This is a genomic window from Mesorhizobium sp. M0563, assembly GCF_040321065.1.
GTDB lineage: Bacteria > Pseudomonadota > Alphaproteobacteria > Rhizobiales > Rhizobiaceae > Mesorhizobium.
In genome coordinates this window covers 123,927-149,952 of record NZ_JAMYQV010000014.1, presented here as the reverse complement: position 1 = coordinate 149,952, position 26,026 = coordinate 123,927, and the positions used below count along the sequence as shown (strand labels likewise).

Here is a 26,026-nt window from a genome sequence, read left to right as displayed (position 1 = left end):
GACCGGGCGGAGAACTCGCATCAGCCCGGCCTTCGGCGGTTTCGAAGCTAAACTGCCACTCGCTTGATCCCGCTGCCCGGCCAGCGATGGAGCCGGGCTACTCCAGCACAGACTCTGCCCGTCGATCACCTCGATCGGCACGGACTCCAGACCGACATCGTCGAACAGCCGCGCATTTGACCGCGTTCGCCAAATTAATGGCCGGATCTTTGCGAAGCCTCCGCATTTTCGTGGGGGGAAGCCCTCCCAGCATCATCGTGATTGGACTTCACGATCGGTCGGAGTCACGCTGGCCGCAGGTATAAGAAGGATATGGGTGGGCCAACTATCGTCCGAATAGGAGGCTAAAATGAAGCACCAGACGCTTGAGCAACTGCAGATCGTCGCCGAGATCGATCAGGACTACCTGCGCCAGGCCATGTCGCGCAGCGAACGTCTTGAACGCTGGGCGGAACTCCTTGAACGGAACCCTGACCGGCGACTCTCGACGCTACACCAGACCGAGTATCAGCCGGTTAGATCACGCGGGGCCATGCGCGGCGACGGCTCGCCGATCTCAGTCGCTTTCGAGGATCCTGTCCTCCGCGCCGCCGGGTTGGAAAACGACAACTACGGCGAAGCGAAGCGGTTCTTCGAACTGACCGACAGGCAATTGCATGAGATCATCTGCTATTGTCATTTCGGCGCGACGGTGAGCGCCGTAACGGCCGCCCGTCACATCCGTGCGGCGATTGCCGGGAGACAGCCAGGCATGTTCGCTCGGATGCGTGAGGCGTTCGTCGGATAAAGCCGGAGCCGTTTCGCAGCATCATTTTTAAAGCGGCTCGCATGGAAAGCCGCCGCCGTAGCGCAGGCAAGCGCTCCCCACGCGGGGAGGCTGCGTTTGCATGAGGGGGTGCGGCTTTCCGCAGGAGCACGCCGACGCCCCCTCCTGCATCTTTTCCATCCGAACCGGAAAGATCCCAATGCTGCCAGCACATCCGTGGTCAGCGCCGGGGTTCAAAGGCTCGAACAGAGCGACATGCGCGCCGGATAAGCGCTATACATTCGCTGTCGAAAATTCGATGCTTCATGGTGGGTCGAAGGTCGCGGACCTATGTCGATCGGGACCGGGAAAGCCAAATCGTGATCGCGAGCAGCTTGGCCTTGTGATCGAGGCCGTCCCGAGCCAGCGCCTCCCCGAACCCGAAATCGATCGAAAGCTGCGCGAGGTCGGGCGCGGTGCCGGCGAAGCGGTCAAAATAGCCCTGGGCGTCGCCCGCTACGAGCCGCTCCAGCATCTCGCGTCCGGCCCATCCGCGTCCCGCTCCGTCACCCGTCGCGGGCTTGATGGGCTGAAATGCCAGCTCGCGTTCGGCGAATACCGACCGGACGATGCCGACGGCATTGACGGTTGCAGGGAAGCCCAGGACCGCGACCGAGACGAAGAGCAGTTCGACGATCGCTTCGGGGGTGCCGCCGGCATTGAGAAAGCCGGCGATATGAAACTTCAATTGCGGCTGGGCGCTTCCGTCGGCCAGCAGCATCGAGACGGTGCAGAGCTGCCTTAGCGGGAGATCCAGCCCCGGGCGGGACAACACATCGCCATAGGGATATTCGACGGTGAAGCGCGACAAATCGGCGGAGGTCTCCGCCAGAGCATTGATCGGTCCATCGAAATTCTCCCCGCCGATCCGGCGGAGCATCTCCAGGCCGCGTGAAAATCGATCCTCATGAGTTTCCGAGGCCATGGCTTGCCCGCTCCGACTGATGGCGAAAGAACTTGCTGCGATGAAGGCAGCCTCAATAAAGCGTCGGCGAGAACTTACTCTTCCCGTTGCTGCGGTGGTGGGACCTGACACTCATGTTCTCTAACTCTGCCCGCCCCCGCTTTATTTCAGGTCAGACCTTGCATCGGCGATTGCGATAAATCAAATTCATTATTAGCATCGCCGTGATGAAGAAGATTCATATCGCTAACGTCGATCTCAATCTGCTGGTCGTCTTCGACGCCCTCGTTGCCGAAGGGCACGCCACGCGCGCGGCCGAGCGGATTGGGCTGACCCAGCCGGCGGTCAGCCATTCGCTCAATCGCCTTCGGGCTCTGTTCGGAGACCCGCTGTTTGTCCGATCCCCGCGCGGCATGACGCCGACGCCACTGGCGCAGGACATTGCGCCGAGTGTTCGGTCGATCCTCGAACAGGTTGAAGGCGTCCTGCTCGGCGGGCGCTCGTTCGATCCGACCGAAAGCACTCGGCAATTCGTGGTCGGTCTCTCCGATTATGCCGCTTTCGTGCTGCTACCGCGTCTGACTGCACGGCTCGGCCGCGAAGCACCAGGCGTTTCTCTGGTGGTCCGCAACACGAGCCGCAGCGTCGGTTTGCCGATGCTGGACGACGGCGCAGTCGAACTCATCGCCGGCAACTTCCCCCAGCCGCCGACCCATATGCGAGAAGAACTGCTATACGAAGAGGACTTCATCTGCGCTGGCCGCGGCGATCACACCGATCTGGCCGATAGTCTCGACCTCGACCGCTATCTCTCGCTGCGCCATCTTCAGGTTTCGATGAAGGGCAATCCGAGCGGCTATGTCGATGCTGTGCTCACCGAGAAAGGATTGAAGAGGAATGTCGTCGTGACGGTCGGCCACTTCTTGATGGCACCGATGCTGGTCGATGCCTCCGAGCTCGTGGCAACGGAACCCCGTCGTCTCTTCGCACCGTTGGCAGGGCGGCTACCGCTCCGACTTTTTCCGCCGCCATTGGATATTCCTTCATTTCGAGTGGTGCAGACTTGGCATGCGCGCCACGACGCCGACCCAGGGCATCAATGGCTGCGACGGGTGCTCAGTGAAGTCGGTCAAGGGGTTTGAGGGCGAAAGCCCCAATCCCCGCTGCCGCCCCAACTGCCAGGACACCGATCCGCCCTGCACGATGCCACTGACCTCGCGGCCGAGCTGGCGGTCGATGACTGGCCGCCACGGGACAAGCGTGAACTCGTGGGACTTCTCGACGATGGCGAACTTGCCACTGGATAGCTGCGCGGCCCCGGTGAAGGTGCCGGTCACGGTTTCGCCCTCGGCGGCAGCTCGGAACGGCAGTGCCTTTTTCGCCGCCAGTTCCCCACCGGCACGGTCAACCTCGCGTTCCTGAAGCGTGGCGATCAGGTTGCGCCGGTAAGCGCCCCTTCAAATTTGTAGGTTCGCTGAAAGATCTGTCGATCGATCCAAGCCGCGATTGCCGACGAGGAGCTGAGGACCCTGTGAGAGTATGGCGCTGCAGATCAGGTCCTCGGCAACAAATTTCGTTCTTGCAGTACCGCATTTTTCGAGGGCAGCCACAGCCGGCCTACTGAAAGCCACCCTTTGACCTTGCAGCCTCGGCACTGACGTTGGCTGCTTATGGGACGCGCGTCCCATCCATCAATGTCGGAAATGGGGGGCGGTAGCAGTCATCCAGCTCTTAATCGTCGAATGCGAACTTTTCCGTGATCCACACCTATGAGCTGCCAGTCCGCTCTCGGCTCCATGGCTGTCGTGCAAGGGACCGTATGTAGCGCTGGCACGACAACATTGATTACGGCTCAGGCCTCGTAAGACGTGCCATTTTACCAGGTGGCTAGGTCAGCCTCGTGCGATACGGACTGAGATACAAACTGTGATACAAATCGCTGTGGGCTCCTAGACTAGAAAAAACATCGTAAAATCAATGCCTGCCGAGGCGCGGCATTGCGTCTCGACAGACCCCACCTCAAATCGCCACCTGAAGCGACATCGGTGGCCGCCCGTCCCAACAATCTACTCAATTCCAGAATCATGGAAATCCACAACTCGGTTGGATTGAGCAGCTGAAGCCGAAGTTCATGCGAAATTCGCCGTACTAATTGCCGTACTAATTTACCAAAAAGTACGGCGGCTTGTTGGCTAAGCGCTTGAAAAACTTGGTGATCCCGACAGGAATCGAACCTGTGACCTACAGATTAGGAATCTGCCGCTCTATCCTACTGAGCTACGGGACCATCGCGCCCGACACATAACCGCTTCGGATCGTTTCGCCAAGAGGCAGCTAGGCTGCTCGCTTGGGTTCGACAGCGAACGGGCTCAGGCCCAGCCAAGTCTGCATTTTGCGGGCGATATCCTGATCGCCCGTCAGAATGACTTTCGGCCCGGCCTTCTCGACGGTGATCAGCCCCATCCAGATTTCGGTCATGGTGTGCAGGTCGGTCGAGACGTAGAGATCGACATCGAACCCCGGATCCTACCAGCAGAGGTCGACCTCGCCGTGCTTCTCGACGATCAGCCACCACGACCGTTTGGAGGCGGGGAGCTCCTGGTACAGAAATTGTATCACCGTGCGCCCGTCGGGCAGCGGCGACGCGTTTAGATTGCGCCGCATGTCCCACATCAGCAGCGACGGATCGAGGTTCTTCAGCGACAGCCGCGACTCGACCCATTTCTGCCCCCAAAAGCCCATCGCCTCGACGACGGACCGCAGATCCCTGCCTGCCTCGGTCATCCGGTATTCGAAGATGCCTTTCTCGCCGCGCACCTCCTTGCGCTCGACGATCCCGGCCAGCTCGAGCTCCTTGAGCCGTTGCGACAGAAGGGTCGGCGACATTTTGGGGACGCCGCGGCGCAGATCGTTGAAACGGGTCGAGCCCGCCACCAATTCGCGAAGCAGAACCATGGTCCAGCGGGTGCACAGCACCTCCGCGGCCATCGATAACGGGCAGAACTGCTTGTATCCGGCCTGGGTCATGATGTTGCCTTCCCCTCAAACTCAGCCGGGAGCATAGGCCTTTCCCAGCGGTGCGGCGAGTACAGAAACTGTACCGGCCCAAGTGTGGTGGATTTGAAGTTCCTGCTTTCTGGGTGGCATCAGCGTTAGGAACTTCAAATCCAAAACCACACTGGAAATCCAAGCACTTGCTGGTGTGGCTTTTGAATCCGAAATTCGCTCGCTGCGTTGCTCCAAAGTGAATGCGAATTTCGAATTCGCCGCACCAGTACAGATCGCGGACTGGCTGGCGCCGGCCTTGCCATGCGACCCCTCTGCCGCTGCACGGGATACCCCTGTGCACGACCAGGAGACATGACCCATGACCGCTTACGTTATCGCAGACATCAAGGTGAGGGACCCGAAGTGGATGCCGGCCTATGCCGCGTCGGTCCACGACCTCGTTCACAAGCACGGCGGCAGATATCTGTCGCGCAGCGGCAATGTGAAGACGCTCGAAGGCAAGCCGCTCGACACGACGCTGATTGCCTTGATGGCGTTCCCGACCGAGGCCGCGGCGCGCGCCTTCACCGACGATCCCGCCTACGCACCCTTTGTTTCGGCCCGTCAGGGCGGCAGCCACAGCCGTTTCCAGCTGATCGACAACTCCGATCTGGCCGGAACCATCCCGTATCTGCCGAAGGGATGATCTTCCCCTGCATTTGTCGCATCGGGACAGGGATCTCCCAGCAACAACAGCCACAGCGCCCACCTGCCGGACCTCCTTACTTCCGGCGGCCGCCCGGGCTGTGCTTTTCAAGAAGAATGGAATGACTATGACAATCAACTTTCGCAACAAATTCCTCGCTGCCGCGGCGCTGCTGTCGGCCTGCACTGCATTGGCGCAGGCGCATCAGGCAGCGCCCGCGTCCGGTCCCAATCCGCTGGCCGACAAGGTACGCGCCGCCAACAGCCGCTTCGAGAATGTGGCGGCGGCGACCGCCGAGGGCTATGCGCCGATCCCCTGCGCCAGCGGCATCACCGGCGGCGCCATGGGCATCCACTACGTCAATCCCGGCTACCTCAAGGACGACGCTGTCGATGTCGCCAAGCCCGAAGCGGTGATGTACGAGCCGATGGCCGACGGCACGCTAAAACTGATCGCGGTCGAATACATCACCTCGAAAGGCCCGGCCTCGCTCGATGGGCATCTGTTCAACTTCAACAGCGCGCCCAACCGCTATGGCCTCGGCCCGTTTTACGAGCTGCATGTCTGGGCCTGGAAGGGCAACCCGACCGGCGCGTTCGCCGACATGAACCCGAACGTGTCGTGCGAACCGACGACTGCTGCCAGCCAGTAAGCAGCCGGGCCAGGCGGCGCCAACGCCGCCTGGTTTTTAATCTCACAGAGGGGCCAAGCTCCGGGAGATCGCGATGCAACCTGGCATCGTTGGCGTGCCTGTGTGCCCATCGAGCTGTCTTTGCAAAAAGAGTCGCTTGACTGGCGATGTAAAATGCTCATTCTAGAATGATCATTTTACATTGGGTTGCTCCATGACCAGACCGCGACTATTTGACGAAGCCACTGTGCTGGGGGACGCGATGAACGCGTTTCGACGGGCCGGTTTCGCGGGAATTTCGATCAAGGATCTGAGCGATGCCACCGGCCTGACGTCTGGCTCGATCTACAATGCCTTTGGCGACAAGGAAGGTCTCTATCGGGCGGCCTTCGGCCACTATATCGATGCCGTCATCCGACACCGTATCGAGACCTACATCGGCGAAGCAAGCGATCTGGATGGTTTGGAACAGTTGTTCCTGTCGTTGTTGCTGCCCGCCCCGGAATCCGGCGACCTCGGCTGTTTGTTAACGAACGCTGCTGTCGAGTTCGGTGCGCAACCGTCGGTCGCCTCGGAAGGTCTCGCGGAAGGCTTCGCCGTGCTGGAAGCCGCCATCCGGCAGGTCGTGGAGCGCCAGATCGGTGGAGGGCAGGTCGATCTCCACGTCGTCAGGCTTCTGCTTCTCTACCAAGGCATTCTCGTGCTGATCCGCGCCGGCCGAGACGTCTCGGCCTGCCCGGCCGTCATTCGATCAGAATTCGAGCAGCTAAGGAAACTTCTGCCATGATCACCCTTTCCCGCAGGGCGGTGCTTCTCGGCACCGCCGGCAGTCTTCTTGCGCCTTGCCTGCCGGTCTTTGGCGCGTCGCCGGCCATGCCGCCGGTCCGATACGTTCGCTCCAACGGCATCGATATGGCTGTTTATGAAGCCGGCAAGGGACCGGCGGTTGTTTTGCTGCACGGCTTTCCCGAACTCGCCTTTTCCTGGCGTCACCAGATCGCGCCGCTCGCGGCCGCCGGCTACCACGTCATTGTTCCCGACCAGCGCGGATATGGTCTGACCGACCGGCCGTCCAAGGTCGAGGATTATGACATGGTCCACCTGACCGGCGATCTCGTCGGTCTCCTCGATGCTCTCGGCGTCGAAAAGGCCGTGTTCGCGGGCCATGACTGGGGCGGCCTGGTCGCATGGCAGATGCCGCTTTTGCATCAGAGCCGGGTCACTGGCGTCATCGGTGTCAACACGCCATTCATTCCCCATGAAATGCTGTGGCTGCATCCGAGCCTCACCAAGGGGCTGACCGCCCCGGACAAGCCGTTCGTTGCCAACCCGGCAAAAGACCCGATCGCGCAGATGCGCGAAGTCTACAATCCCGACATGTATGTGCTGATGTTCGAAGATGGTGATCTCGCGGACCGTTTGATGGCGCACGACGTGGCGCGGGTGTTCAGGAGCAATATGCGCAAGGGTATTATCACCGCCGCGCAATACGCCAAGCTGCCGCCGCAGGCCCGACACATGACATTCCTACAGGCGCTCTCGCAGCCGGAGCCGAAGACGCTGCCCGGCGAGCTGATCCCGACGCCAGACGAGCTTGCTTTCTATGCCGAGAGCTTCGGGCGCACCGGTTTCACGCCGGGCATCAACTGGTACCGCAACTTGTCCCGCAATTGGAGAGCCGGCTTGAATGTCGACCAGACGATAAAAGTGCCTTCGCTCATGATCGGCGCTGAGGACGACGTCGTGTTATCTCCAGCGATGATGGATGGAATGGACGCCCACATCGCCGATCTCGAAAAACATGTGGTCGCCGGCTGTGGACATTGGTCACAGCAGGAGAAGCCGGGCGAAGTCACCACGCTAATGGTCGATTGGTTGAAGCGGCGGGTTCCTGCGTAGCCGACATGGCGAGCGGTGCAAAGACGGTTAAGATAGCGGAACTTTCGGGATGCCGGCGCGCTTTAGTGTCCCGAAGGAGACACCTCATGAGCGCCACAAAAGAGTTCTTTGAAACCTGGCTGCAGGAGAATGTCGGCAATCTGCCGGCCGAGAGCGAGGTGAGCGTCGCCGTCCTGGCGCAGCAATTCGAGCAGGATGCCGATGCTGCCGGCTACGGCCACGAGGTTCGCGAAGACGAGCTCGGCAACATCCAGGAGGCGATCGAGGCAGCCCTGAAGAAGGCAAGGACAGGCGAAGAGCCGCACGCTGCCGACGACAATGAGCTGGCGCCGGTTATGGAGGCGCTGGAGGTCGAGGATCCGAAGAGCGGACCGTAGCGGTTGCGGCTCTTCCCTTCCACGCTACATGACCGGGCATAATGGATGCCAAACACCTCACGCTCGGCGTCGTGATCGGCGTGGCCATCGGCGTCGTGTTGGACAACATTGTTGCGGGCAGTGGTATAGGTATTGCTCTGGGCATTGCCTTCGGCCTTGCCCGGAAGTCGTCCGGCCGGAAGTGACCAGCAGAACATGTCCTGCCCGATTTTGCCGCCCAGAGGTGCGGCGGTCGCCCCACCGCCGATGCCGAACGGCTACGCCGCCAGCGCCGTCTCCGCCAGCTTCACCCAATAGCTCATGCCGTGCGGGATGACCTCGTCGTTGAAGTCGTAGGCCGGGTTGTGCAGGCCGGCGGTATCGCCATTGCCGATGAAGATGAAGGCGCCCGGCCGCGCTTCCAGCATGTAGGAGAAATCCTCGCCGCCCATCACCGGCTGGATGGCGCGGTGCACATGGCTGTCGCCGGCGACGTCGGCCGCGATGTCGCTGGCAAAGACCGTCTCTTCCGGATGGTTGAAGGTGACGGGGTAGTTGGCATTGTAATCAACCTCGATTGTCGCGCCGAAGGCAGCGCCCACGCCTTGGCAAAGCGCGCGGATGCGCTCTTCAGCCTTCTTGGCGACCTCCTTCTTCAGCGTGCGTACGGTGCCGGCGATCTCGGCGCTCTCGGGAATGATGTTATAGGCGTCGCCGGCATGGAATTTCGTCACCGAGACGACCACCGCCTCGACCGGATCGGTGCTGCGCGAGGCGATCGTCTGCAATGCGCCGACAAGCTGGCTGGTGATGACGATCGGATCGATGGTGCCGTGCGGCATCGCCGCGTGGCCGCCCCGGCCCTTGACGGTGATGGTGAACTCGGCGGTCGCCGCCATGATCGGGCCCGGCCTGATGGCGAACTGGCCGACCGGCAGGCCCGGCATGTTGTGCATGCCGAACACCTTGGAGATGCCGAAGCGCTCCATCATGCCGTCCTTGACCATCTCGTTGCCGCCGCCGCCGCCCTCTTCGGCCGGCTGGAAGATGACCGCGACGGAGCCGGCGAAATTGCGCGTTTCAGCGAGGTATTTGGCGGCACCCAACAGCATCGCGGTGTGGCCGTCATGGCCACAGGCGTGCATCTTGCCGGGGATGGTCGAGGCATAGGATTTGCCGCTGATCTCGTTGAGCGGCAGGGCGTCCATGTCGGCGCGCAGGCCGATCGTCGAGCCTTCGCCGTGGCGGCCGCGGATGATGCCGACGACGCCGGTCTTGCCCAAACCCGTCACGATGTCGTCGCAGCCGAAAGCCTTCAGCTTCTCGGTGACGAAGGCGGCGGTCTTGAAGACGTCGAAATTCAGCTCCGGCGTCTGATGCAAATGGCGGCGCCAGCCGGCCACCTCATCCTGCATTTCGGCGGCTCGGTTCAGGATCGGCATGATGGTTCCATTTCGCTGTTGGAGCAGGCGGTCTTGACCTGCTGCTGTGCAATTGTGCCTGCTGCCCTGCAACCATGCACGCTGCTTTGCATTGTGCTGCTGCTTCCACATTGTGATCGGCAGCACTTTGCCATGTTGACGTCACATAGAGTAAATAGCACCGCGACTGTGGTCCGGGAACAGAGAGCCGGACCATTATCCTGGCGATCGTGTAACGAAATCTTACGGAGCCAGGGGCGACTGCGGCAAGAGGCTATTTCGGTTTTCATGATGCGCTATAGGCATTTCCTCAAACTGTTGGTGGCGGGCGCGGTGGTGCTTGCGGCGCTGGCCGGGCCTGCCTTGGCCAATCCGACCATCCTGTTCGACCTGAACAGCGGCAAGATCCTGCAGCATCAGGAGGCGTTCAGGCGCTGGTACCCGGCATCGCTGACCAAGCTGATGACCGCCTATGTGGCGTTTCGTGCGATTGCCGCGGGCGAGGTCCAGCTCGATTCGCCAATCAAGGTGACGAAACATTCCGCCGGCGAGCCGCCGAGCAAGATGGGCTTCAAGCCGGGTTCGGTGATGCGGCTGGACAATGCGCTGAAGATGATGCTGGTCAAATCGGCCAACGATATCGCCATGGCGGTCGGCGAGAATATCGGCGGTTCGCAAGCGGCCTTTGCCGAACGCATGAATGCGGAGGCGCGGAGGCTCGGCATGAGCGGGTCCCATTTCGTCAATCCGAACGGGCTCTATTCGCCGGACCAGTATACGACAGCGCGCGATCTCGCTTTGCTGGTGATGGCGATCCGCAAGGAATTTCCGCAATATGCCCCCTGGTTCTCGATCGAAGGCCTTGCCGTCGGCAAGAAGGCGATCTCCAACTACAACCTCCTGATCGGCCGCTATCCGGGTGCCGACGGCATGAAGACCGGTTTCGTCTGCTCGTCCGGTTTCAACATGATCGGCTCGGCTACCCGCAACGGCCGCACCCTGGTCGCCGTGGTGCTCGGCGAGCAATCGGCCGTCACCCGCGCCGAGGCGGCGGCAAAACTGCTCGACCAGGGCTTTGCAACCCCGGCCCCGAGTTGGCTGACGGTCGCAGCGCTGCCTGCCTATGGCGACACCATGTCGGCCAACGACATGAACGACGAGATCTGCAAGAAGAAGCCGGTCGAGGAGCAGTCGGAAGCCGCACCCGCCGTCGGCGACAAGGGCAAGGACGTGCCGAAATCGCCCTATCAGGAAAAGCTGGGCCATGTGCCGACGCTGATCGCCGTCGGCCTCGGCGGCGCCACGGGGCCGAAGCCGAAGGCGATGCTCGATGCCTCCGGGAAGGAATATGCCGACGTGCCGCTGCCGACATGGCGGCCGGACCGGGCGCCGCCGGCCGGCGCCGAGCCGGCCGTGGCCGGGTCCACCACCGCCGCGCAGGTCCAACGGCCGGCCAAGGCGCTGAACTAGCCGTATGGCCGGCTTCCCGATCCCCGTTTCGGTGCTCACCGGCTTTCTCGGCGCCGGCAAGACGACGCTGCTCAACCGGCTGCTCCGGAATCCCGCGCTCGCCGACACCGCCGTCATCATCAACGAGTTCGGCGAAGTGGCGATCGACCACCTTCTGGTCGAGCAGGCGTCCGATGGCATCATCCAGCTTTCCGACGGCTGCCTCTGTTGCACGGTGCGCGGCGAGCTGGTCGACACGTTGGCCGACCTCGTCGACCGGCTGCAGACCGGCCGCATCGACCGGCTTGCCCGCGTTGTCGTCGAGACCACCGGGCTCGCCGATCCCGCCCCTGTGCTGCAGTCGATCATGGCGCACCCGGCCCTGGTCCAGGCCTTCCGGCTCGACGGCGTCATCACCCTGGTCGACGCCGTCAACGGCAATGCGACGCTCGATGCCCATGTCGAGGCGGTGAAGCAGGTGGCCGTCGCCGATCGCATCGTGCTCAGCAAGGCCGACCTGGCCACGGATGCAGGCGACGCGGAGGCGTTGCGGGCGCGGCTCAGGCAGCTCAACCCGGGTGCCGTGGTGCTCGACGCGAGCCAGGCAAGCGCCGCGACCCTGTTCGATTGCGGCCTCTACAATCCGGCCACCAAATCCGTCGATGTGCAGCGTTGGCTCGGCGAAGAAGCCGGCCACGACCATGATGTTGGCAGCCATGACCACAGCGGTCATGGTCATGCCGACCACGGTCACCATGACCATGGCCACAGGCACGATTCCCGCATCCGCGCGTATTCGGTGGTTCATGACGGGCCGGTGCCGTTTTCGGCAATCGAGATGTTCCTCGATCTGCTGCGCTCGGCGCATGGCGAGCGCCTGTTGCGGATGAAGGGCGTCATCGAGCTTGCAGAAGACCCGTCGCGGCCGCTGGTTATCCATGGCGTGCAGAAGATCCTGCATCCGCCGGTGCAACTGCCGGCCTGGCCGGACAGCCAGCGCGGCACCAGGCTGGTGCTGATCACGCTCGACATGCCGGAAGACTATATCCGCCGGCTGTTCGCCGCCTTCACCAACCGGCCGTCGATCGACACGCCGGACCGCGCGGCACTGGAAAGCAACCCGCTGGCTATTGCCGGGCGGTAGGCTTTTCGCCTACTCGCACGCGCCGCGCTGCCCCTCATCCGCCTGCCGGCACCTTCTCCCCGTATAGTGACGGGGAGAAGGGACTGATCGCAACGTCGGCACTCTTTTTGCAGCGCGACAAAATTGGCGAAATCCTCAATGACAGCGTCCTTCTCCCCGTCACTATACGGGGAGAAGTGCCCGGCAGGGCGATGAGGGGCGGCGCCAAGCTGGCAAGAAAATTAGTCTCTGGCGGTACCGCGCTCGACCAGGAAGCGGTGGCCGCCCGATATTGCCGCCGTTTCGATCAGCCGATGGCCGCTCTCGGCGCAGAAGGCGGGGATGTCGATGACGGCGAGGGGGTCGGTGGTTTCGAGCCAGAGGCGGCTACCCGGCGGCATTGCGGCCAAGCGCTTTTTGGCCTTGAGCGCGGGCAACGGGCAGTTCAGACCTTTGAGGTCGTAGACGGCGGCGGGGCTGGTTGAGGGCCTGTCTCCTTGGCCCCCATCTTCTTGTTCAAGCATGAAGCTCAGCCGCCAAACATGCCGAGCAGCTTTTTCTTCAACCTTGTCGCCGTGCTTTCGGCGTCCGCAGCCTGCGTTTCGACTGCCGGGGCGGCCTCCGATGGCGCTACAGTGGCGGTGGCGACAGGCATCTCGGCGGCGGTCTTGGCAGCTTCCTTTTCAGCCAGTGCCTGCGCCTTGGCCGCTTCCTTCTCGGCCAGCGCCTGCGCCTTGGCTGCCTCTTTGGCGGCCTTGGCCGCTTCAATGGCGGCTAGCCTTTGTTCCTCGGCCTTCTGCTTGGCGGCCTTTTCGGCGTCGAGTGCCGCCATCTTGCGGCCGGCCGGCGAATCGACGCGGCCCATGCGCGCCGTCTCGGTCACCGTGCCGTCTGGGTTGAGCGACGGCGGCTCGATCGGCACGCGTTCGCCGCGGGCACGCCGTTTCGACCAGTCGGAAACGATGCTGGCTTCCTTGATCCCGGCGATGGTCGGCTTGGGTGCCGGCACGCTGGCCTTGACGGCGCCGTTGAAGGCCGCCTCATAGGTGCTTTGATAGGCGTTGATGGCGCTCTTCAGTGAATCGGGCTGGGTGGTCGCAGGGCAAGCGCCGGTCGGATTAAAGGTCGAGCCGTCGGCCGCAACCTGGTTGAAGACGTAGCGCTTCTCGCAGACGTCGACTTTCGGCGGCACCTTGGTGACTTCGAAATTGTCGTAGCCGACCTTCAGCATCTTCCAGAATTCGTAGTTCGGGTCGTTGCGGTAGCGCGCCATGTTGGCTGCAGTCATGCGGAACGGAAAAGCCTGGATCTGGAACTCGGTCTGGCCGCCCTGGAAGGCGTCACGACCGAAAGCGTAGATCTGCTCGATCTGCGCGTCGGTCATCGAATAGCAGCCCGACGACGAGCAGGCGCCATGGACCATCAGGTTGGAACCAGTGCGGCCATTGGCGCGGTCATAGGCGTTCGGGTAGCCGATGTTGAAGGACAGGTGATAATTCGACCGCGGGTTCATCTGCGCCGGGCGGACCGTGTAAAAGCCTTCCGGCGCTTGGCGGTCGCCTTCGGTGAACTTCGGCCCGAGCTTGCCCGACCATTTGCAGATGTCGTAGCTGGCGACCAGGTCGTAGCGGCCGTTGGTCTTGGCCTTCCAGATTTCGAGCTTGCCTTCTTCCTTGAAGATGCGGGCCATCACCGAAGAGGTGCGGACCATGCCCTTGGCCCTCATCTCGGCCAGGATCTTGTCCGGCAGCGGCTTGTTGGCCTGCGGTGCAAAATCCTTCATCGAAGCATCATTGCAGCCGGCGACGCCGATCGCAGCGATCAGAACTCCGGTGCGGGCAAGCTTGGCAAACATGGATATGGCTATCGTCTTCATCTCTGCGCCGCGGATGCCGCGGCTGCTAAACTGACCACTGACGGACCTTAAGCCCGTTAACCTTGAAAATTCCTTACCGCAAGCGACCTTGCGCCAAGCAGCCCTCTTGCCCCAAACGAAATTGGCGCGTCCCCTACGGCAAGCTCACTGTGACGAACGCAGCGGCATTTTTGTGGCGAAATTGCTCCACGCCGTCACATTTCAGGCCGCGCACCTGCGTTGGCTACAGATTGCGGCCCATCGCCAGGTATTTCTCGCGGCGATGCTCGCGGAAGTCGGTGTTGGCGCCGGAAAATTCCTTCATCGTCCTGGCGATGAGGTCGCCGGTGGCGGCAATCACCGTTTCGGGGGCGCGATGGGCACCGCCGAGCGGTTCGGCGACGATGGCGTCGATGATCTTCAGCTCCAGCAGATCCTGCGCCGTGATCTTCATGTTGGTCGCAGCATCCCTGGACCGGGTGGTGTCGCGCCACAGGATCGAGGCGGCGCCCTCCGGCGAGATCACCGAATAGATGGCGTGTTCGAGCATGTAGACGCGGTTGGCGGTGGCGATCGCTATGGCGCCGCCGGAGCCGCCTTCGCCGATCACCACCGAGATCGACGGCACCTTCAGGCCAAGGCAGGCTGAGGTCGAGCGGGCGATGGCTTCCGCCTGGCCGCGCTCTTCGGCGTTGACGCCGGGATAGGCGCCGGCAGTGTCGACCAGCGTCAGCAGCGGGATTTGGAAGCGGTCGGCGAGTTCCATCAGCCGTACCGCCTTGCGGTAGCCCTCCGGCCGCACCGAGCCGAAATTATGCTTCAGCCGGCTTGCCGTGTCGGAACCTTTTTCCTGGCCGATGATCGCCACCGGCTCGCCACGGAAGCGGGCGAAGCCGCCGACGATCGCCTGGTCCTCGCCGAAATTGCGGTCGCCGGCGAGCGGCGTGAAATCGGTAAGCAGGCCCTTGATGTAGTCGATGCAATGCGGCCTGTCCGGATGGCGCGCCACCTGCACCTTCTGCCATGGCGTTAGCGCCTTATAGGCGTCGCGCAGCGCATCGCGTGAGCGCTTCTCGAGACGGGCGATCTCATCGCCGACGTCGACCGCCTCACCGTTCTCGGCAAGCTTCTTCAGCTCGAGGATCTTGCCTTCGAGATCCTGCACAGGCTTTTCGAAATCGAGGTAATTGTACATTCTTGGGCGAACCGGCAAGTCGGAAGGCAATGACTGACGCAAGCCCGAAAATGCAGGCTGGGCGCGGTGGAACGTCGTTCTCACATAGCGACATGACGCCTAGTCGGCAAGCGGATGATGATCGTTGACCAGACGCACCAGCCGCTCCTCCAGCACATGGGTGTAGATCTGCGTCGTTGAAATATCGGCATGGCCGAGCAGCTGCTGCACGGCCCTGAGATCGGCGCCGTTCTGCAGCAGATGGCTGGCGAAAGCATGGCGCAGCACATGCGGCGATATCTTCGCCGCGGCAATGCCGGCTCGCGCGGCAAGCCCTTTCAGCTCGCGGGCAAAGACCTGTCTCGAGAGATAGCCGTTTTCGGAGGCGGCCGGAAACAGGAACGGGCTGTCGGCAAGAGCCGGCACCGCCGCCCGTGCGGCAAGCCAGGTCCGCATCGCCGTGCGCGCCTTGGCCGACAGCGGCACCATGCGTTCCTTGTTGCCCTTGCCGCGCACCATGAAGAAGCGGTCGTCGCGCTGCGCCACCGTCACCGGCAGGCTGACCAACTCCGAAACCCGCAGGCCGGTGGCGTAGAGGACCTCGACCAGTGCGTGCAGGCGCAGCGCCGCCAGGCTGTCGTCGTCGTTGAGCGAGGGGTCGATCGCCTCCTGCGTGGCGCGGTCGAGCAGCCGGCCGGTATCGGCCTCGCTCATCGTCTTCGGCAGCGGCCGGCCTTTCTTCGGGCTGTCCAGCGTGCCGGTCGGATCGTCGCCGCGCAGGCCTTCGGCGTAGAGGAACTTGAAGAACTGACGGATTGCCGACAATTTGCGCGCCTGCGAGGTGGCGGCAAAGCCGCGCGCGGCGATGTCGTCGAGATAGGCACGGATGTCGGTGCTGGTGGCAGCGGCGAGCCCGCCGCCGATCCCGGCGGAAGCGTCCTCGAGGTCGCGGCGATAGGAGGAAAGCGTGTTTTCGGCAGCGCCGCGCTCGGCGCTCATCATCTCGAGAAAGGCTTCGATGCGGGCGGCGCTGTTCATTTTTTGGGATTGAGCTTTTCCGGAGGGATACGCACGCTCATTTCCGCCTTTCTCGGCTCGACGAACATGACCAGGGCGAACATCGCGCCGTAGACAATGCCGGCCAGAATCACGAGCGTCACGACAAAGCGAAACAGTGTCGGCATTAATTTTCGCCCGTCGTCTTGTTCTGCATTTCCAACCCTGTGCCCTTATGAGACGCCAATCCCACCAATTCAAGGGTGAAGCCGATAACAGGTCCCGGGCGCGCCGCGCTTGACGCAAACAGGCTTTTGATGTCGATACGCCGGCAAAGAGGCCCTAGAAACATGAACGCGTTACCAGCAAACCCTCCGGGCGAGAGCCATGCCGCGCTGCTCGGCCGGCTGGGCGACCGTTCCATCGTCTTTGTCGGGCTGATGGGCGCCGGCAAGACGGCGATCGGCCGCAAGGTGGCGGCGATGCTGGCGCTACCCTTTATCGACAGCGACCAGGAGATCGAAAGTGTTTCGCGCATGAGCGTCCCGGACCTGTTCGAGCGCTATGGCGAGGCGGAGTTCCGGGCACTGGAGCAGCGCGTCATCCTGCGCGTGCTGGAGCACGGGCCCCAGGTGCTGTCGACCGGCGGCGGCGCCTTCATGAATGCGCAGACGCGCGAGGCGATCGCCAGCCATGGCGTTTCGGTCTGGCTGAAGGCCGAGATCGACCTGTTGATGGAGCGCGTTTCCAAGAAGCAGAACCGGCCGCTGCTGAAAAGCGCCGATCCCCGGGGGGTGCTGGAGCGGCTGATGGCGGAACGCTACCCGGTTTACGCCGCGGCCGATGTCATCGTGCCGACCCGCGACGACCGCAAGGAGATCATTGCCGCCGAAGTGGTGGACGCGCTGCGCGGCCATCTCGGCGTTGCCGACATCGACGAGGTGCGGTCGTGAGCGCTGATGCAACGGTCTCTGTCGAAGTCGGGCTTGGCGAGCGTACCTACGACATTTTGATCGGCCCCGGCCTGCTGTCACGCGCCGGCGCCGAAATTGCGCGCCGTCTGCCGGGCACAAGGGCGGCGGTCGTCACCGACGAAAACGTCGCTAGCGCGCATCTCGCAACGCTTGCGGCCGGCCTGGCAAGCGGTGGCATCCAACATGCAGTCATCACGCTGCCGCCCGGCGAAAAGACCAAGAGCTTTGCGCACCTGGAAGAGGTGGTCGACGGCGTGCTGGCCGCCAAGCTGGAGCGTGGCGATGTCGTCGTCGCGCTCGGCGGCGGCGTCATCGGCGACCTCGCCGGCTTTGCCGCCGGCATCGCGCGGCGCGGCATGAACTTCGTGCAAATCCCGACCTCGCTGCTGGCGCAGGTCGATTCCTCCGTCGGCGGCAAGACCGGCATCAACAGCAAGCGCGGCAAGAACCTGGTCGGGGTGTTTCACCAGCCGAGGCTGGTACTGGCCGACACCGAAGTGCTCGACACGCTGCCGATCCGCGAGTTTCGCGCCGGCTATGCCGAACTGGCCAAATACGGGCTGATCGACCGGCCGGAGTTCTTCGCCTGGCTGGAGGAAAACTGGTCTCGCGTGTTTGCCGGCGGGCCGGAGCGGGCAAAAGCGATTGCCGAGGCCTGTCGCGCCAAGGCCGACGTCGTTGCACGCGACGAATTCGAGACCGGCGACCGTGCGCTGCTCAATCTCGGCCACACCTTCGGTCACGCGCTCGAGGCGGCGACCGGCTATGACGGCACGCGGCTGGTGCATGGCGAGGGCGTTGCCATCGGCATGGCGCTGGCGCACCGTTTTTCTTCAAGGCTCAATTTGGCGAGCCCCGACGATGCGGCGCGCGTCGAGGCGCACCTTCGCGTCGTCGGCCTGCCGTGGTGCATGGCCGACATTCCAGGCGAATTGCCTGACGCCGAAAAGCTGTTCTCCTTCATCACCCAGGACAAAAAGGTGTCGCGCGGCGCGCTGACCTTCATCCTGACGCGCGGCATCGGTCAGGCCTTCATCGCCAGGGATGTGCCGGCCTCGGAAGTGCTGGCGTTCCTCGGGGAGAACCATCCGGGATGAGCCAGGCCGGCTGGATCGCGGCTGCTGCGCTTGCCGGCCTCGGCCTGCTGGGCTTCGTCTTGCGTCGGCACCTGTTCGCCGCCTTCGGCTACGAGTTGCAGCGTATCGAGCCGCAGCGCTCGACGCATGAGGAATTGCGTGGCGCCGTCGACGATTTCCGCCGCGACGGCCAGGTGGTGCGCGAGGATCGTGCCCGCATTGGCGGCCTGTTCGACCTTGAGGAGCTCGAAGTGTCGGACGTGATGGTCCACCGCACCAATATGCGCTCGGTCAACGCCGACGACCCGCCGGAAGCGGTGGTGCGCGAGATCCTGCAGAGCCCGCATACCCGCATGCCGCTGTGGAAGGGCTCGCTCGACAACATCGTCGGCGTGCTGCACGCGAAGGACCTGCTGCGCGCGCTGAACGAGGTCGGCAATGATTTCTCCAGGATCGACGTGATGAAGATCGCGTCGCGGCCGTGGTTCGTGCCCGACACCACGACGCTGCAGGAGCAGCTCAACGCCTTCCTGCGCCGCAAGGCGCATTTCGCCATCGTCGTCGACGAATATGGCGAGGTCGAGGGACTGGTGACGCTGGAGGACATCATCGAGGAGATCGTCGGCGAGATCGCCGACGAGCACGACATCGACATCCAGGGCGTCAAGCAGGAAGCCGACGGCTCCGTCGTCGTCGACGGCACGGTGTCGATCCGCGACCTCAACCGGGCGCTCGACTGGAACCTGCCGGACGAGGAAGCCACCACCATTGCCGGCCTTGTCATCCACGAGGCGCAGTCGATTCCGGACGAAAAGCAGGCCTTTACGTTTCACGGCAAGCGCTTCGTCGTCATGAAACGCGACAAGAATCGGATCGCGCGGCTGAGGATCAAGCCGGCGATGCTTGGCGAATGACAGTGCACGCCTTATGGCAGCCGTGGGCAGTCAGGAGTCTATGACAATCGATCGGCGAACCCTGCTTCTGGTGTGGATGGCGGCGCTGCTGCCGGGTCAGGCTGCAGCGGCATTGCAGCTGCGTCCGCCATCACCCGAAACCTTCGACTATGGGCCGGCCAAGCTCGACATTTATTCCCGCGATGGCGCAAGCGGCCTGCCGGTCGTCTTTTTCGTCCATGGCGGCGCCTGGCGGGTCGGCAACCGCAACAACGTCAACTCCAAGCCGCAATTCCTGCTCGACAATGGCTTCTGCTTCGTCTCGATCGACTACCGGACGCTGCCTGAAGCCGACGTCGCCACCCAGGCCGCCGATGTCGAACTGGCGTATCGCTACGTCCGCGCCAACATCGCCAGCCATGGCGGCGATCCGGACCGGATCGTCGCGATGGGCCATTCGGCCGGCTGCCATCTCGTCGCGCTGACCGGCCTGCGCGGCGGCCTGCCCGGCGTCGCGGCGCTGGTCCTCGACGATACCAGGGCCTACGATCTGGAGGCGTTGGCCAGGAGCGGCGGCATGGCAGGGGTCTATGCCCGCGCCTTTCCCGATCCGGCGCAGTGGCGGGCGCTGTCGCCGGTCACCTATGTCGACGGCCGCAAGCATCCGCCGACGTTCATCGCCTATTCGCGGGCGAAAACCCGCGCGGCGGACGCGCAGGCCTTTGCCGGGCGTCTGGGCGCCACCGGAACCAGGGTCACGCTGTTCGATGGCAGCGCCTATTCGCACATGTCGATCAATCGCGACTTCGGCACCGAAGGCGATGCGTTGACCGCCGCGGTGATGGCTTTCCTGAGGGCGAGCCTCGGCTGAGTTACCAGTTTGGATGGCGGCAGGCAGGTGAGGGGCGCGCAGACGCGGGAACGAGGGCCGGCTAAAGCCGAAGCGATTTTTGTGACTATGGTCATTGGCCGTGGTCACATCTGACCCTATATGGTGAACGGCAATTTTGTTCATTGAGGTGGCGCATGACCGCGCAGGTGTCGAAATCGAAGTTCAAGGCAAAGGCTCTCGAGTATTTTCGTCAGGTTGAAACGACAGGCGAGCCAATCATTGTGACCGATCACGGCCAGCCCACATTAGAGATACGACGCTATGAATCGGTTGCGCGCGACCCTTTGGAGGTGCTGCGTGGGTCTGTCCTGCGTTACGACCGCCCGACGGATCCGGTGGCCGAAGATGATTGGGAAGCCAGCAATTGATCGTGTTGGACACGCATGTTCTCGTCCGCTGGGTCGGCGGTGAGACCGATCTGCTTTCAGAACCAGCACTTCGCGTAATCGAGCGGGAGAGGTTAGGCGGCGAGATTTTGATCTCCTCGATATCAGCATGGGAAATCGCCATGCTGGTTTCCAGGGGGCGTCTCCTGCTATCGATGGATGTGGGTGAATGGCTGGCGACGGTCAGCAAGCTTGAAAAATTGAGCTTCATTTCCGTCGACAATGAGATCGCCGTGACTAGTACCGAACTTCCGGGAGAGTTTCACAAGGATCCGGCTGATCGGATCATTGTTGCGACCAGTCGAAAATTTGCGGCACCTTTGGTGACCGCGGATCACAAGCTGCGAGACTATCGATATGTAAAGACAATCTGGTAGGGCAACTACCAGCGGGTCTTTTCGCCGGGCGCCGCCGGCTCGATCGCCAGGGCATGGACGCCGGATTTCAATTCCTCGGCCAGCAATGCGTTGACGGCGCGGTGGCGTTCGACGCGGCTCATGCCGGCAAAGGCGGGCGCGACGATGCGGACGCGGAAATGCGTCTCGCCGGTGCCGTCGAAGGTGGCGTGATGGCCGGAATCCAGATGATGATGGCCGGCATGGAGATGGCTTTCGTTGATGACGGCCAGCCGTTCCGGCGAAAACGCCTTTTTCAGCTTGTCTTCCATCGTTGCCTGTATGGACATCGCCGCTTCCCTTCACCACATCTATGTCATCACACAAAATTCGCCGTTCGCCGGTTTTATGCCGCGATTCAGCGGTTAGGGCGATCATCGCGAAAATGTCAATTCTTGTTTCGCATCAGCGAACAGCCCATAAATGGGTGAGATGAAGCCGTACCCAAAATATTTCGAAAAGATTCGCATCCGCCCGGAGAAGGACGCGGAGCTGAAGTCGCGCTCGCCGATCTGCCAGTGGGATGGCTGCAAGGAGGCCGGCACCCACCGCGCCCCGGTCGGACGCATGAAGGAAGGCGAGTACTTCCAGTTCTGCTTCGATCATGTGCGCGAGTACAATAAGGGCTTCAATTATTTCTCGGGCGTTCCCGACACCGAGATTGCCCGCTTCCAGAAGGAGGCCATGACCGGCCACCGGCCGACCTGGAAAATGGGCGTCAACGGTGCTTCGACACGCTCCTCGCCCGACTTCGCCCAGGCGCGCTCCGGTCGCGCCGGCTACTACAACCGCATGCGCGATCCGTTCGATCTGTTCAAAGGCCCGAAGGACCCGCGCGAAGCACGCGAGCGCAAGGCCAAGCCGCTTGAGGCCAAGGCACTGGAAACGCTTGGCCTTGATACAAAGGCGACTGGCAAGGATATCAAGGCGCGCTATAAGGAACTTGTGAAACGCCACCATCCGGATGCGAATGGCGGCGACAGAGGTTCGGAAGACCGGTTCCGCGATGTGCTCCAGGCCTATCGCGTGCTCAAGCAGGCAGGTTTGTGCTGAGCGACCTTACGGTTCGTGTCGCTTTCCAACTTTCATAAGGTTGGAAAAGGCTCTAAGACCGCCCCCGAACAAAATCGATTGCCAGCGAAACGCGGCGTTTCGCTTGTGGAGACGTTGATAGAGATGAACAAGGTCGATCGCGACATCGCCAACCTGCCCGACACCACGGTGTCGGTGAAGGAGACATTCGGCTTCGACTCCAAGATGGTGGTGCCGGCCTATTCGGTGACGAGCGAGCATGTGCCCGACATCGACCCGGACTATCTGTTCGACAAGAACACGACCATGGCGATCCTCGCCGGCTTTGCCTACAACCGCCGGGTCATGGTGTCGGGCTATCACGGCACCGGCAAATCGACGCATATCGAGCAGGTCGCCGCCCGCCTCAACTGGCCCTGCGTGCGCGTTAATCTCGACAGCCATGTCAGCCGTATCGACCTCGTCGGCAAGGACGCCATCGTCGTCAAGGACGGGCTGCAGATCACCGAATTCCGCGACGGCATCCTGCCCTGGGCCTATCAGCACAATGTTGCGCTGTGCTTCGACGAATACGATGCCGGGCGTCCGGACGTGATGTTCGTCATCCAGCGCGTGCTGGAATCGTCGGGCCGGCTGACGCTGCTCGACCAGAGCCGGGTCATCCGCCCGCATCCGGCCTTCCGGCTGTTTTCGACCGCCAACACGGTTGGGCTGGGCGACACCACCGGCCTCTATCACGGCACCCAGCAGATCAACCAGGCGCAGATGGACCGCTGGTCGATCGTCACCACGCTGAACTATTTGCCGCACGACAATGAGGTGAACATCGTGCTGGCCAAGGCCAAGCACTATCGCGACGGCAAGGGCAAGGAGATCGTCAACAAGATGGTGCGCGTCGCCGACATGACGCGCTCGGCCTTCATCAACGGCGATTTGTCGACGGTGATGAGCCCGCGCACGGTCATCACCTGGGCCGAGAATGCCGAGATCTTCGGCAATATCGGCATGGCGTTCCGGCTGACCTTCCTCAACAAATGCGACGAGCTGGAACGCTCGCTGGTCGCCGAGTTCTACCAGCGCGCCTTCGGCGAAGATCTGCCGGAATCGGCTGCCAATGTGGTGCTGGGCTAAGCAGAGTCTCGATGGCGGGTCCGGGCGACAACACGCGAAACAAATCCAAGACCGGCGCTGAGAACGACAGCTTCAAGCGCGCGGTTACCGTCTGCATGCGCGCCATCGCCGGCGACAAGGACCTCGAAGTCGGCTTCGCCAAGGACCGGCCGGCGCTGGCCGGCAGCCGCGCCCGGCTGCCCGAACTGCCGAAGAAGGCATCGAAAGCCGATATCGCCATCACCCGGGGGCTCGGCGATTCCATGGCGCTGAAGCGCGCCTGCCATGATGCGCGCATCCACACCAGGCTGGCGCCGGAAGGCAAGCAGGCCCGCGCCATCTATGACGCGGTCGAGCAGGCCCGGGTGGAGGCGATCGGTTCTCGCGCCATGCAGGGCGTCGCTGACAATATAGGCTCGATGCTCGAGGACAAATACGCCAGGGCCAACCTCGTCGACGTCAAGGACAAGGCCGACGCGCCGATCGAGGAAGCGCTGGCGCTGATGGTGCGCGAAAAGCTGACCGGCCGCACTGTGCCGAAGAGCGGCGAACGGCTGGTCGATCTCTGGCGCCCCTGGGTCGAGGAAAAGGCCAGCGCCGACCTCGACGGGCTGTCGGCAAAGCTCGACGACCAGCAGGCCTTTGCCCGCGTCGTGCGCGAAATGCTCGCCTCCATGGAAATGGCCGAGGAACTCGGCGACGACCAGGAGACGGAAGACTCGGAGGACAACGACGAAAACCAGCCGCAAGGCGAGGAGCAGAGCGAGGAGGGCGGCGAAGACGATTCCGGCTCCGAGCAGTCGCAGTCCGAAGATACCGAGGCATCGTCCGACGACGAGCAATCGGCCGAGACCGAGGCCTCCGACGCCACTGCCGACGACCTTTCCGACGATGACGACGCCGACGCGGAGACGCCCGGCGAGGCGCGCCGCAACGACAATCCCTTCACCAATCTGCCGAAAGAGATCGACTACAAGGTCTTCACCACGGCCTTCGATGAGACCGTAGGTGCGGAAGAACTCTGCGAGGAGGAGGAGCTCGACCGGCTGCGCGCCTTTCTCGACAAGCAGCTCGCCAACCTTTCCGGCGTCGTCGGGCGGCTGGCCAACCGGCTGCAGCGCCGCCTGATGGCGCAGCAGAACCGCTCCTGGGATTTCGACCTCGAAGAGGGCTATCTCGATCCGGCGCGGCTGGTGCGCGTTGTCATCGACCCGATGCAGCCTCTGTCCTTCAAGCAGGAGCGCGACACCAAATTCCGCGACACGGTGGTGTCGCTGGTGCTCGATAATTCGGGTTCGATGCGCGGCCGGCCGATCACGGTCGCGGCCACCTGCGCCGACATCCTGGCGCGCACGCTGGAACGCTGCGGCGTCTCAGTCGAAATCCTCGGCTTCACCACCCGCGCCTGGAAGGGCGGGCAGGCGCGCGAGAAATGGCTGAAGGAAGGCAAGCCGCCGAACCCCGGCCGGCTCAACGATCTGCGCCACATCATCTATAAATCCGCCGACCATCCGTGGCGGCGGGCGCGCCGCAATCTCGGCCTGATGATGCGCGAGGGCCTGCTCAAGGAAAACATCGACGGCGAGGCGCTGCTTTGGGCGCACAACCGGCTGATCGCGCGGCCGGAGCAGCGCAAGATCCTGATGATGATCTCGGACGGCGCGCCGGTCGACGATTCAACGCTGTCGGTCAATCCGGGCAATTATCTCGAGCGGCATCTGCGCGCCATCATCGAGCTCATCGAGACGCGCTCGCCGGTCGAGCTTTTGGCCATCGGCATCGGCCACGACGTCACCCGCTACTATCGCCGCGCCGTCACCATCGTCGATGCCGAAGAACTGGCCGGCGCCATGACCGAGCAACTGGCCTCGCTTTTCGCCGAGGAAACCGTGCGCGACACGCGGCGCGGCGGCATGCGGCGCGCCGGATGATTTTTTCCCGCGGCGGCCTTTGGCAGACGCTTTTGGCCGCCATTGCGTTGTCAGGCATCAGTTTGGCGCCGGCTGTCGCTGCCGGGCCGGCCCCGGTCGAGCCGGCCGAAATCTCGGCACGGCCGATCAGCGAATTCCATATCGGCCGGCCGGACAAACAGTTCGGGCCGCTCGAATTCGTCGGCGGGCTCGAAATGACCTCGCCGACGCGCGATTTCGGCGCGCTGTCCGCGCTTCGGTTCCTCAAGCCGGGCAGCGATTTCATCGGCGTCGCCGATACCGGCTTCTGGTTCTTCGGCACCCTTGTCCACGATGCCGACAAGCGGCCTTCCGGCATTCAGAATTTTCGCATGCAGCAGATGGTCGATGCGGCCGGCCAGGCCATCGACCTGAAATGGGCGGTCGATGCCGAAGGCCTCGCGGTCCAGGACGGCATCGCCACGGTCGGCTTCGAGCGCGATCACCGTATCGCAGAGGTCAAGATCGATCCGGACGACATGAAGGCGCCGTTCAAGCAATTGGACTTCCTGATCCCGGCCTGGGAACTTCGCCGCAATCGCGGCTTTGAGACCGTCGCCCGCGCCCATCCTTACGGACAGCACGCGGGCGGGCTGGTCGTGGTGTCGGAAAAGAGCCTCGACAAGGCCGGTAACATCTTCGCGGCGATCATCGAAGGGCCGCATAAGGGCGTCTTCACCGTCAAGCGCAATGGCGACTTCGACATCACCGACGGCGCCTTCCTGCCGGATGGCGACCTGTTGCTTCTGGAGCGCAGTTTTTCGATGGCCGGCGGCGTCAAGATGCGGCTGCGGCGCATCTATGGCGAAAGCGTCGAGAAGGGCGCCGTCGCCGACGGGCCGGTGCTGCTTGAAGCCGACATGGATTACCAGATCGACAACATGGAAGCGCTCGACGTCTGGACCCGCGACGACGGCGCGCTGATCGTGTCGCTGATGTCCGACGACAACCACTCGATCCTGCAGCGCAACCTCTATCTGGAATTCATCCTGCACGAGGATTGACGCGCGAT

General features: G+C 62.9%; 28 protein-coding genes, 1 tRNA gene and 2 pseudogenes. 20 read left to right on the top strand and 11 right to left on the bottom strand.

What is annotated here, in order from left to right; genetic code table 11:
* Positions 1–349: 349 nt before the first annotated feature.
* Complete coding sequence (locus NKI50_RS19055) at positions 350–787, top strand: hypothetical protein (RefSeq protein WP_292659986.1); 438 nt, start codon at positions 350–352, stop codon at positions 785–787.
* A 307-nt stretch (positions 788–1,094) separates the two neighbouring features.
* On the opposite strand, the gene NKI50_RS19050 is transcribed toward NKI50_RS19055, so the two are convergent.
* On the bottom strand, positions 1,095–1,730 hold the full coding sequence (locus NKI50_RS19050; protein ID WP_023722339.1) for a carboxymuconolactone decarboxylase family protein: 636 nt from the start codon (positions 1,728–1,730) through the stop codon (positions 1,095–1,097).
* A gap of 206 nt (positions 1,731–1,936) precedes the next feature.
* On the opposite strand from NKI50_RS19050, the gene NKI50_RS19045 reads away from it, so the two are divergent.
* Positions 1,937–2,851 (top strand): LysR family transcriptional regulator, encoded by a 915-nt coding sequence (locus NKI50_RS19045; RefSeq protein ID WP_023722340.1) that lies wholly within the window; start codon positions 1,937–1,939, stop codon positions 2,849–2,851.
* A 12-nt stretch (positions 2,852–2,863) separates the two neighbouring features.
* On the opposite strand, the pseudogene NKI50_RS19040 reads toward NKI50_RS19045, so the two are convergent.
* The 3 genes and pseudogenes from NKI50_RS19040 to NKI50_RS19030 form a co-directional block, all read right to left on the bottom strand.
* Positions 2,864–3,157 (bottom strand): annotated as a pseudogene (locus NKI50_RS19040) (DUF3363 domain-containing protein); the annotation flags it as partial.
* 762 nt (positions 3,158–3,919) lie between these two features.
* Positions 3,920–3,996 (bottom strand) — tRNA-Arg (locus NKI50_RS19035).
* Between the two features lie 47 nt (positions 3,997–4,043).
* A pseudogene (locus NKI50_RS19030) lies at positions 4,044–4,736 on the bottom strand (winged helix-turn-helix transcriptional regulator).
* A gap of 340 nt (positions 4,737–5,076) precedes the next feature.
* Between NKI50_RS19030 and NKI50_RS19025 the strand changes: the two are divergent.
* The 6 genes from NKI50_RS19025 (at position 5,077) to NKI50_RS19000 (ending at position 8,495) form a co-directional block, all read left to right on the top strand.
* Positions 5,077–5,403, top strand: a complete 327-nt coding sequence (locus tag NKI50_RS19025; RefSeq protein ID WP_352717313.1) for a DUF1330 domain-containing protein — start codon at positions 5,077–5,079, stop codon at positions 5,401–5,403.
* Positions 5,404–5,530: 127 nt separating this feature from the next.
* Positions 5,531–6,055 carry a hypothetical protein gene (locus NKI50_RS19020; protein ID WP_502896926.1) on the top strand — a complete coding sequence of 175 codons (525 nt, stop codon included), beginning with the start codon at positions 5,531–5,533 and terminating at the stop codon, positions 6,053–6,055.
* Between the two features lie 226 nt (positions 6,056–6,281).
* Entirely contained in the window at positions 6,282–6,821 is a 540-nt protein-coding gene (locus tag NKI50_RS19015; RefSeq protein ID WP_352717311.1) for a TetR/AcrR family transcriptional regulator, read from the top strand.
* Between the two features lie 86 nt (positions 6,822–6,907).
* Complete coding sequence (locus NKI50_RS19010) at positions 6,908–7,933, top strand: alpha/beta fold hydrolase (protein WP_352591195.1); 1,026 nt, start codon at positions 6,908–6,910, stop codon at positions 7,931–7,933.
* Between the two features lie 86 nt (positions 7,934–8,019).
* Positions 8,020–8,310, top strand: coding sequence for a hypothetical protein (locus NKI50_RS19005; protein ID WP_352642967.1), 291 nt, complete (start codon positions 8,020–8,022; stop codon positions 8,308–8,310).
* A gap of 41 nt (positions 8,311–8,351) precedes the next feature.
* Positions 8,352–8,495 (top strand): glycine zipper domain-containing protein, encoded by a 144-nt coding sequence (locus NKI50_RS19000; RefSeq protein ID WP_352495638.1) that lies wholly within the window; start codon positions 8,352–8,354, stop codon positions 8,493–8,495.
* A 72-nt stretch (positions 8,496–8,567) separates the two neighbouring features.
* Here NKI50_RS19000 and NKI50_RS18995 read toward each other — a convergent pair whose 3' ends face one another.
* Positions 8,568–9,731, bottom strand: coding sequence for a M20 aminoacylase family protein (locus NKI50_RS18995; protein WP_352495637.1), 1,164 nt, complete (start codon positions 9,729–9,731; stop codon positions 8,568–8,570).
* Between the two features lie 270 nt (positions 9,732–10,001).
* Between NKI50_RS18995 and NKI50_RS18990 the strand changes: the two genes are divergently transcribed.
* Positions 10,002–11,180, top strand: a complete 1,179-nt coding sequence (locus NKI50_RS18990; protein ID WP_352495645.1) for a D-alanyl-D-alanine carboxypeptidase family protein — start codon at positions 10,002–10,004, stop codon at positions 11,178–11,180.
* 4 nt (positions 11,181–11,184) lie between these two features.
* Positions 11,185–12,303 carry a CobW family GTP-binding protein gene (locus NKI50_RS18985; RefSeq protein ID WP_352495636.1) on the top strand — a complete coding sequence of 373 codons (1,119 nt, stop codon included), beginning with the start codon at positions 11,185–11,187 and terminating at the stop codon, positions 12,301–12,303.
* 221 nt (positions 12,304–12,524) lie between these two features.
* Here NKI50_RS18985 and NKI50_RS18980 read toward each other — a convergent pair whose 3' ends face one another.
* From NKI50_RS18980 to NKI50_RS18960, 5 genes are all read right to left on the bottom strand, one after another.
* Positions 12,525–12,806 (bottom strand): sulfurtransferase TusA family protein, encoded by a 282-nt coding sequence (locus NKI50_RS18980; RefSeq protein WP_352642964.1) that lies wholly within the window; start codon positions 12,804–12,806, stop codon positions 12,525–12,527.
* Positions 12,807–12,811: 5 nt separating this feature from the next.
* Positions 12,812–14,137, bottom strand: a complete 1,326-nt coding sequence (locus NKI50_RS18975) for a L,D-transpeptidase family protein (protein WP_352483562.1) — start codon at positions 14,135–14,137, stop codon at positions 12,812–12,814.
* Positions 14,138–14,381: 244 nt separating this feature from the next.
* Positions 14,382–15,332: an acetyl-CoA carboxylase carboxyltransferase subunit alpha gene (locus NKI50_RS18970; protein WP_023721141.1), complete on the bottom strand. Its 951-nt coding sequence runs from the start codon at positions 15,330–15,332 to the stop codon at positions 14,382–14,384.
* Between the two features lie 99 nt (positions 15,333–15,431).
* The gene (locus NKI50_RS18965) at positions 15,432–16,349 is read right to left on the bottom strand and encodes a site-specific tyrosine recombinase XerD (RefSeq protein WP_352495633.1); all 918 of its coding nucleotides are present in this window, start codon (positions 16,347–16,349) and stop codon (positions 15,432–15,434) included.
* Positions 16,346–16,495, bottom strand: a complete 150-nt coding sequence (locus NKI50_RS18960) for a hypothetical protein (RefSeq protein WP_023721139.1) — start codon at positions 16,493–16,495, stop codon at positions 16,346–16,348. The genes NKI50_RS18965 and NKI50_RS18960 overlap by 4 nt, the downstream gene beginning before the upstream one ends.
* Positions 16,496–16,657: 162 nt before the next feature.
* On the opposite strand from NKI50_RS18960, the gene NKI50_RS18955 reads away from it, so the two are divergent.
* From NKI50_RS18955 to NKI50_RS18930, 6 genes are all read left to right on the top strand, one after another.
* Complete coding sequence (locus tag NKI50_RS18955) at positions 16,658–17,260, top strand: shikimate kinase (RefSeq protein ID WP_352483486.1); 603 nt, start codon at positions 16,658–16,660, stop codon at positions 17,258–17,260.
* On the top strand, positions 17,257–18,378 hold the full coding sequence (gene aroB, locus NKI50_RS18950) for a 3-dehydroquinate synthase (protein WP_352483487.1): 1,122 nt from the start codon (positions 17,257–17,259) through the stop codon (positions 18,376–18,378). The genes NKI50_RS18955 and aroB overlap by 4 nt, the downstream gene beginning before the upstream one ends.
* Entirely contained in the window at positions 18,375–19,271 is an 897-nt protein-coding gene (locus tag NKI50_RS18945) for an HlyC/CorC family transporter (RefSeq protein ID WP_023721135.1), read from the top strand. The genes aroB and NKI50_RS18945 overlap by 4 nt, the downstream gene beginning before the upstream one ends.
* A gap of 40 nt (positions 19,272–19,311) precedes the next feature.
* On the top strand, positions 19,312–20,121 hold the full coding sequence (locus tag NKI50_RS18940) for an alpha/beta hydrolase (protein ID WP_352717308.1): 810 nt from the start codon (positions 19,312–19,314) through the stop codon (positions 20,119–20,121).
* Between the two features lie 155 nt (positions 20,122–20,276).
* Positions 20,277–20,510 (top strand): type II toxin-antitoxin system Phd/YefM family antitoxin, encoded by a 234-nt coding sequence (locus NKI50_RS18935; RefSeq protein ID WP_023721134.1) that lies wholly within the window; start codon positions 20,277–20,279, stop codon positions 20,508–20,510.
* A 2-nt stretch (positions 20,511–20,512) separates the two neighbouring features.
* Positions 20,513–20,905, top strand: a complete 393-nt coding sequence (locus NKI50_RS18930; protein WP_352642980.1) for a type II toxin-antitoxin system VapC family toxin — start codon at positions 20,513–20,515, stop codon at positions 20,903–20,905.
* A gap of 5 nt (positions 20,906–20,910) precedes the next feature.
* On the opposite strand, the gene NKI50_RS18925 is transcribed toward NKI50_RS18930, so the two are convergent.
* A complete protein-coding gene (locus NKI50_RS18925) occupies positions 20,911–21,213 on the bottom strand; it encodes a BolA family protein (protein WP_023721132.1) in 303 nt (100 codons plus the stop codon).
* Between the two features lie 133 nt (positions 21,214–21,346).
* Between NKI50_RS18925 and NKI50_RS18920 the strand changes: the two genes are divergently transcribed.
* The 4 genes from NKI50_RS18920 (at position 21,347) to NKI50_RS18905 (ending at position 26,018) form a co-directional block, all read left to right on the top strand.
* Positions 21,347–21,976: a J domain-containing protein gene (locus NKI50_RS18920; protein ID WP_036238769.1), complete on the top strand. Its 630-nt coding sequence runs from the start codon at positions 21,347–21,349 to the stop codon at positions 21,974–21,976.
* 123 nt (positions 21,977–22,099) lie between these two features.
* On the top strand, positions 22,100–23,086 hold the full coding sequence (gene cobS / locus NKI50_RS18915; protein ID WP_023721131.1) for a cobaltochelatase subunit CobS: 987 nt from the start codon (positions 22,100–22,102) through the stop codon (positions 23,084–23,086).
* An 11-nt stretch (positions 23,087–23,097) separates the two neighbouring features.
* The gene (gene cobT / locus NKI50_RS18910) at positions 23,098–24,996 is read left to right on the top strand and encodes a cobaltochelatase subunit CobT (RefSeq protein ID WP_023721130.1); all 1,899 of its coding nucleotides are present in this window, start codon (positions 23,098–23,100) and stop codon (positions 24,994–24,996) included.
* Positions 24,993–26,018: an esterase-like activity of phytase family protein gene (locus tag NKI50_RS18905; RefSeq protein ID WP_352591175.1), complete on the top strand. Its 1,026-nt coding sequence runs from the start codon at positions 24,993–24,995 to the stop codon at positions 26,016–26,018. The genes cobT and NKI50_RS18905 overlap by 4 nt, the downstream gene beginning before the upstream one ends.
* Positions 26,019–26,026: the final 8 nt, after the last annotated feature.

What these genes read in the sequence shown, in the direction of transcription:
- NKI50_RS19055 (WP_292659986.1), top strand. Translation starts at nt 350, where the DNA reads ATGAAGCACCAGACGCTTGAGCAACTGCAGATCGTCGCCGAGATCGAT.
- NKI50_RS19050 (WP_023722339.1), bottom strand. Translation starts at nt 1,730, where the DNA reads ATGGCCTCGGAAACTCATGAGGATCGATTTTCACGCGGCCTGGAGATG.
- NKI50_RS19045 (WP_023722340.1), top strand. Translation starts at nt 1,937, where the DNA reads ATGAAGAAGATTCATATCGCTAACGTCGATCTCAATCTGCTGGTCGTC.
- NKI50_RS19025 (WP_352717313.1), top strand. Translation starts at nt 5,077, where the DNA reads ATGACCGCTTACGTTATCGCAGACATCAAGGTGAGGGACCCGAAGTGG.
- NKI50_RS19020 (WP_502896926.1), top strand. Translation starts at nt 5,531, where the DNA reads ATGACAATCAACTTTCGCAACAAATTCCTCGCTGCCGCGGCGCTGCTG.
- NKI50_RS19010 (WP_352591195.1), top strand. Translation starts at nt 6,908, where the DNA reads ATGCCGCCGGTCCGATACGTTCGCTCCAACGGCATCGATATGGCTGTT.
- NKI50_RS19005 (WP_352642967.1), top strand. Translation starts at nt 8,020, where the DNA reads ATGAGCGCCACAAAAGAGTTCTTTGAAACCTGGCTGCAGGAGAATGTC.
- NKI50_RS19000 (WP_352495638.1), top strand. Translation starts at nt 8,352, where the DNA reads ATGGATGCCAAACACCTCACGCTCGGCGTCGTGATCGGCGTGGCCATC.
- NKI50_RS18995 (WP_352495637.1), bottom strand. Translation starts at nt 9,731, where the DNA reads ATGCCGATCCTGAACCGAGCCGCCGAAATGCAGGATGAGGTGGCCGGC.
- NKI50_RS18990 (WP_352495645.1), top strand. Translation starts at nt 10,002, where the DNA reads ATGCGCTATAGGCATTTCCTCAAACTGTTGGTGGCGGGCGCGGTGGTG.
- NKI50_RS18985 (WP_352495636.1), top strand. Translation starts at nt 11,185, where the DNA reads ATGGCCGGCTTCCCGATCCCCGTTTCGGTGCTCACCGGCTTTCTCGGC.
- NKI50_RS18980 (WP_352642964.1), bottom strand. Translation starts at nt 12,806, where the DNA reads ATGCTTGAACAAGAAGATGGGGGCCAAGGAGACAGGCCCTCAACCAGC.
- NKI50_RS18975 (WP_352483562.1), bottom strand. Translation starts at nt 14,137, where the DNA reads ATGTTTGCCAAGCTTGCCCGCACCGGAGTTCTGATCGCTGCGATCGGC.
- NKI50_RS18970 (WP_023721141.1), bottom strand. Translation starts at nt 15,332, where the DNA reads ATGTACAATTACCTCGATTTCGAAAAGCCTGTGCAGGATCTCGAAGGC.
- NKI50_RS18965 (WP_352495633.1), bottom strand. Translation starts at nt 16,349, where the DNA reads ATGAACAGCGCCGCCCGCATCGAAGCCTTTCTCGAGATGATGAGCGCC.
- NKI50_RS18960 (WP_023721139.1), bottom strand. Translation starts at nt 16,495, where the DNA reads ATGCCGACACTGTTTCGCTTTGTCGTGACGCTCGTGATTCTGGCCGGC.
- NKI50_RS18955 (WP_352483486.1), top strand. Translation starts at nt 16,658, where the DNA reads ATGAACGCGTTACCAGCAAACCCTCCGGGCGAGAGCCATGCCGCGCTG.
- NKI50_RS18945 (WP_023721135.1), top strand. Translation starts at nt 18,375, where the DNA reads ATGAGCCAGGCCGGCTGGATCGCGGCTGCTGCGCTTGCCGGCCTCGGC.
- NKI50_RS18940 (WP_352717308.1), top strand. Translation starts at nt 19,312, where the DNA reads ATGACAATCGATCGGCGAACCCTGCTTCTGGTGTGGATGGCGGCGCTG.
- NKI50_RS18935 (WP_023721134.1), top strand. Translation starts at nt 20,277, where the DNA reads ATGACCGCGCAGGTGTCGAAATCGAAGTTCAAGGCAAAGGCTCTCGAG.
- NKI50_RS18925 (WP_023721132.1), bottom strand. Translation starts at nt 21,213, where the DNA reads ATGTCCATACAGGCAACGATGGAAGACAAGCTGAAAAAGGCGTTTTCG.
- NKI50_RS18920 (WP_036238769.1), top strand. Translation starts at nt 21,347, where the DNA reads ATGGGTGAGATGAAGCCGTACCCAAAATATTTCGAAAAGATTCGCATC.
- cobS (WP_023721131.1), top strand. Translation starts at nt 22,100, where the DNA reads ATGAACAAGGTCGATCGCGACATCGCCAACCTGCCCGACACCACGGTG.
- cobT (WP_023721130.1), top strand. Translation starts at nt 23,098, where the DNA reads ATGGCGGGTCCGGGCGACAACACGCGAAACAAATCCAAGACCGGCGCT.
- NKI50_RS18905 (WP_352591175.1), top strand. Translation starts at nt 24,993, where the DNA reads ATGATTTTTTCCCGCGGCGGCCTTTGGCAGACGCTTTTGGCCGCCATT.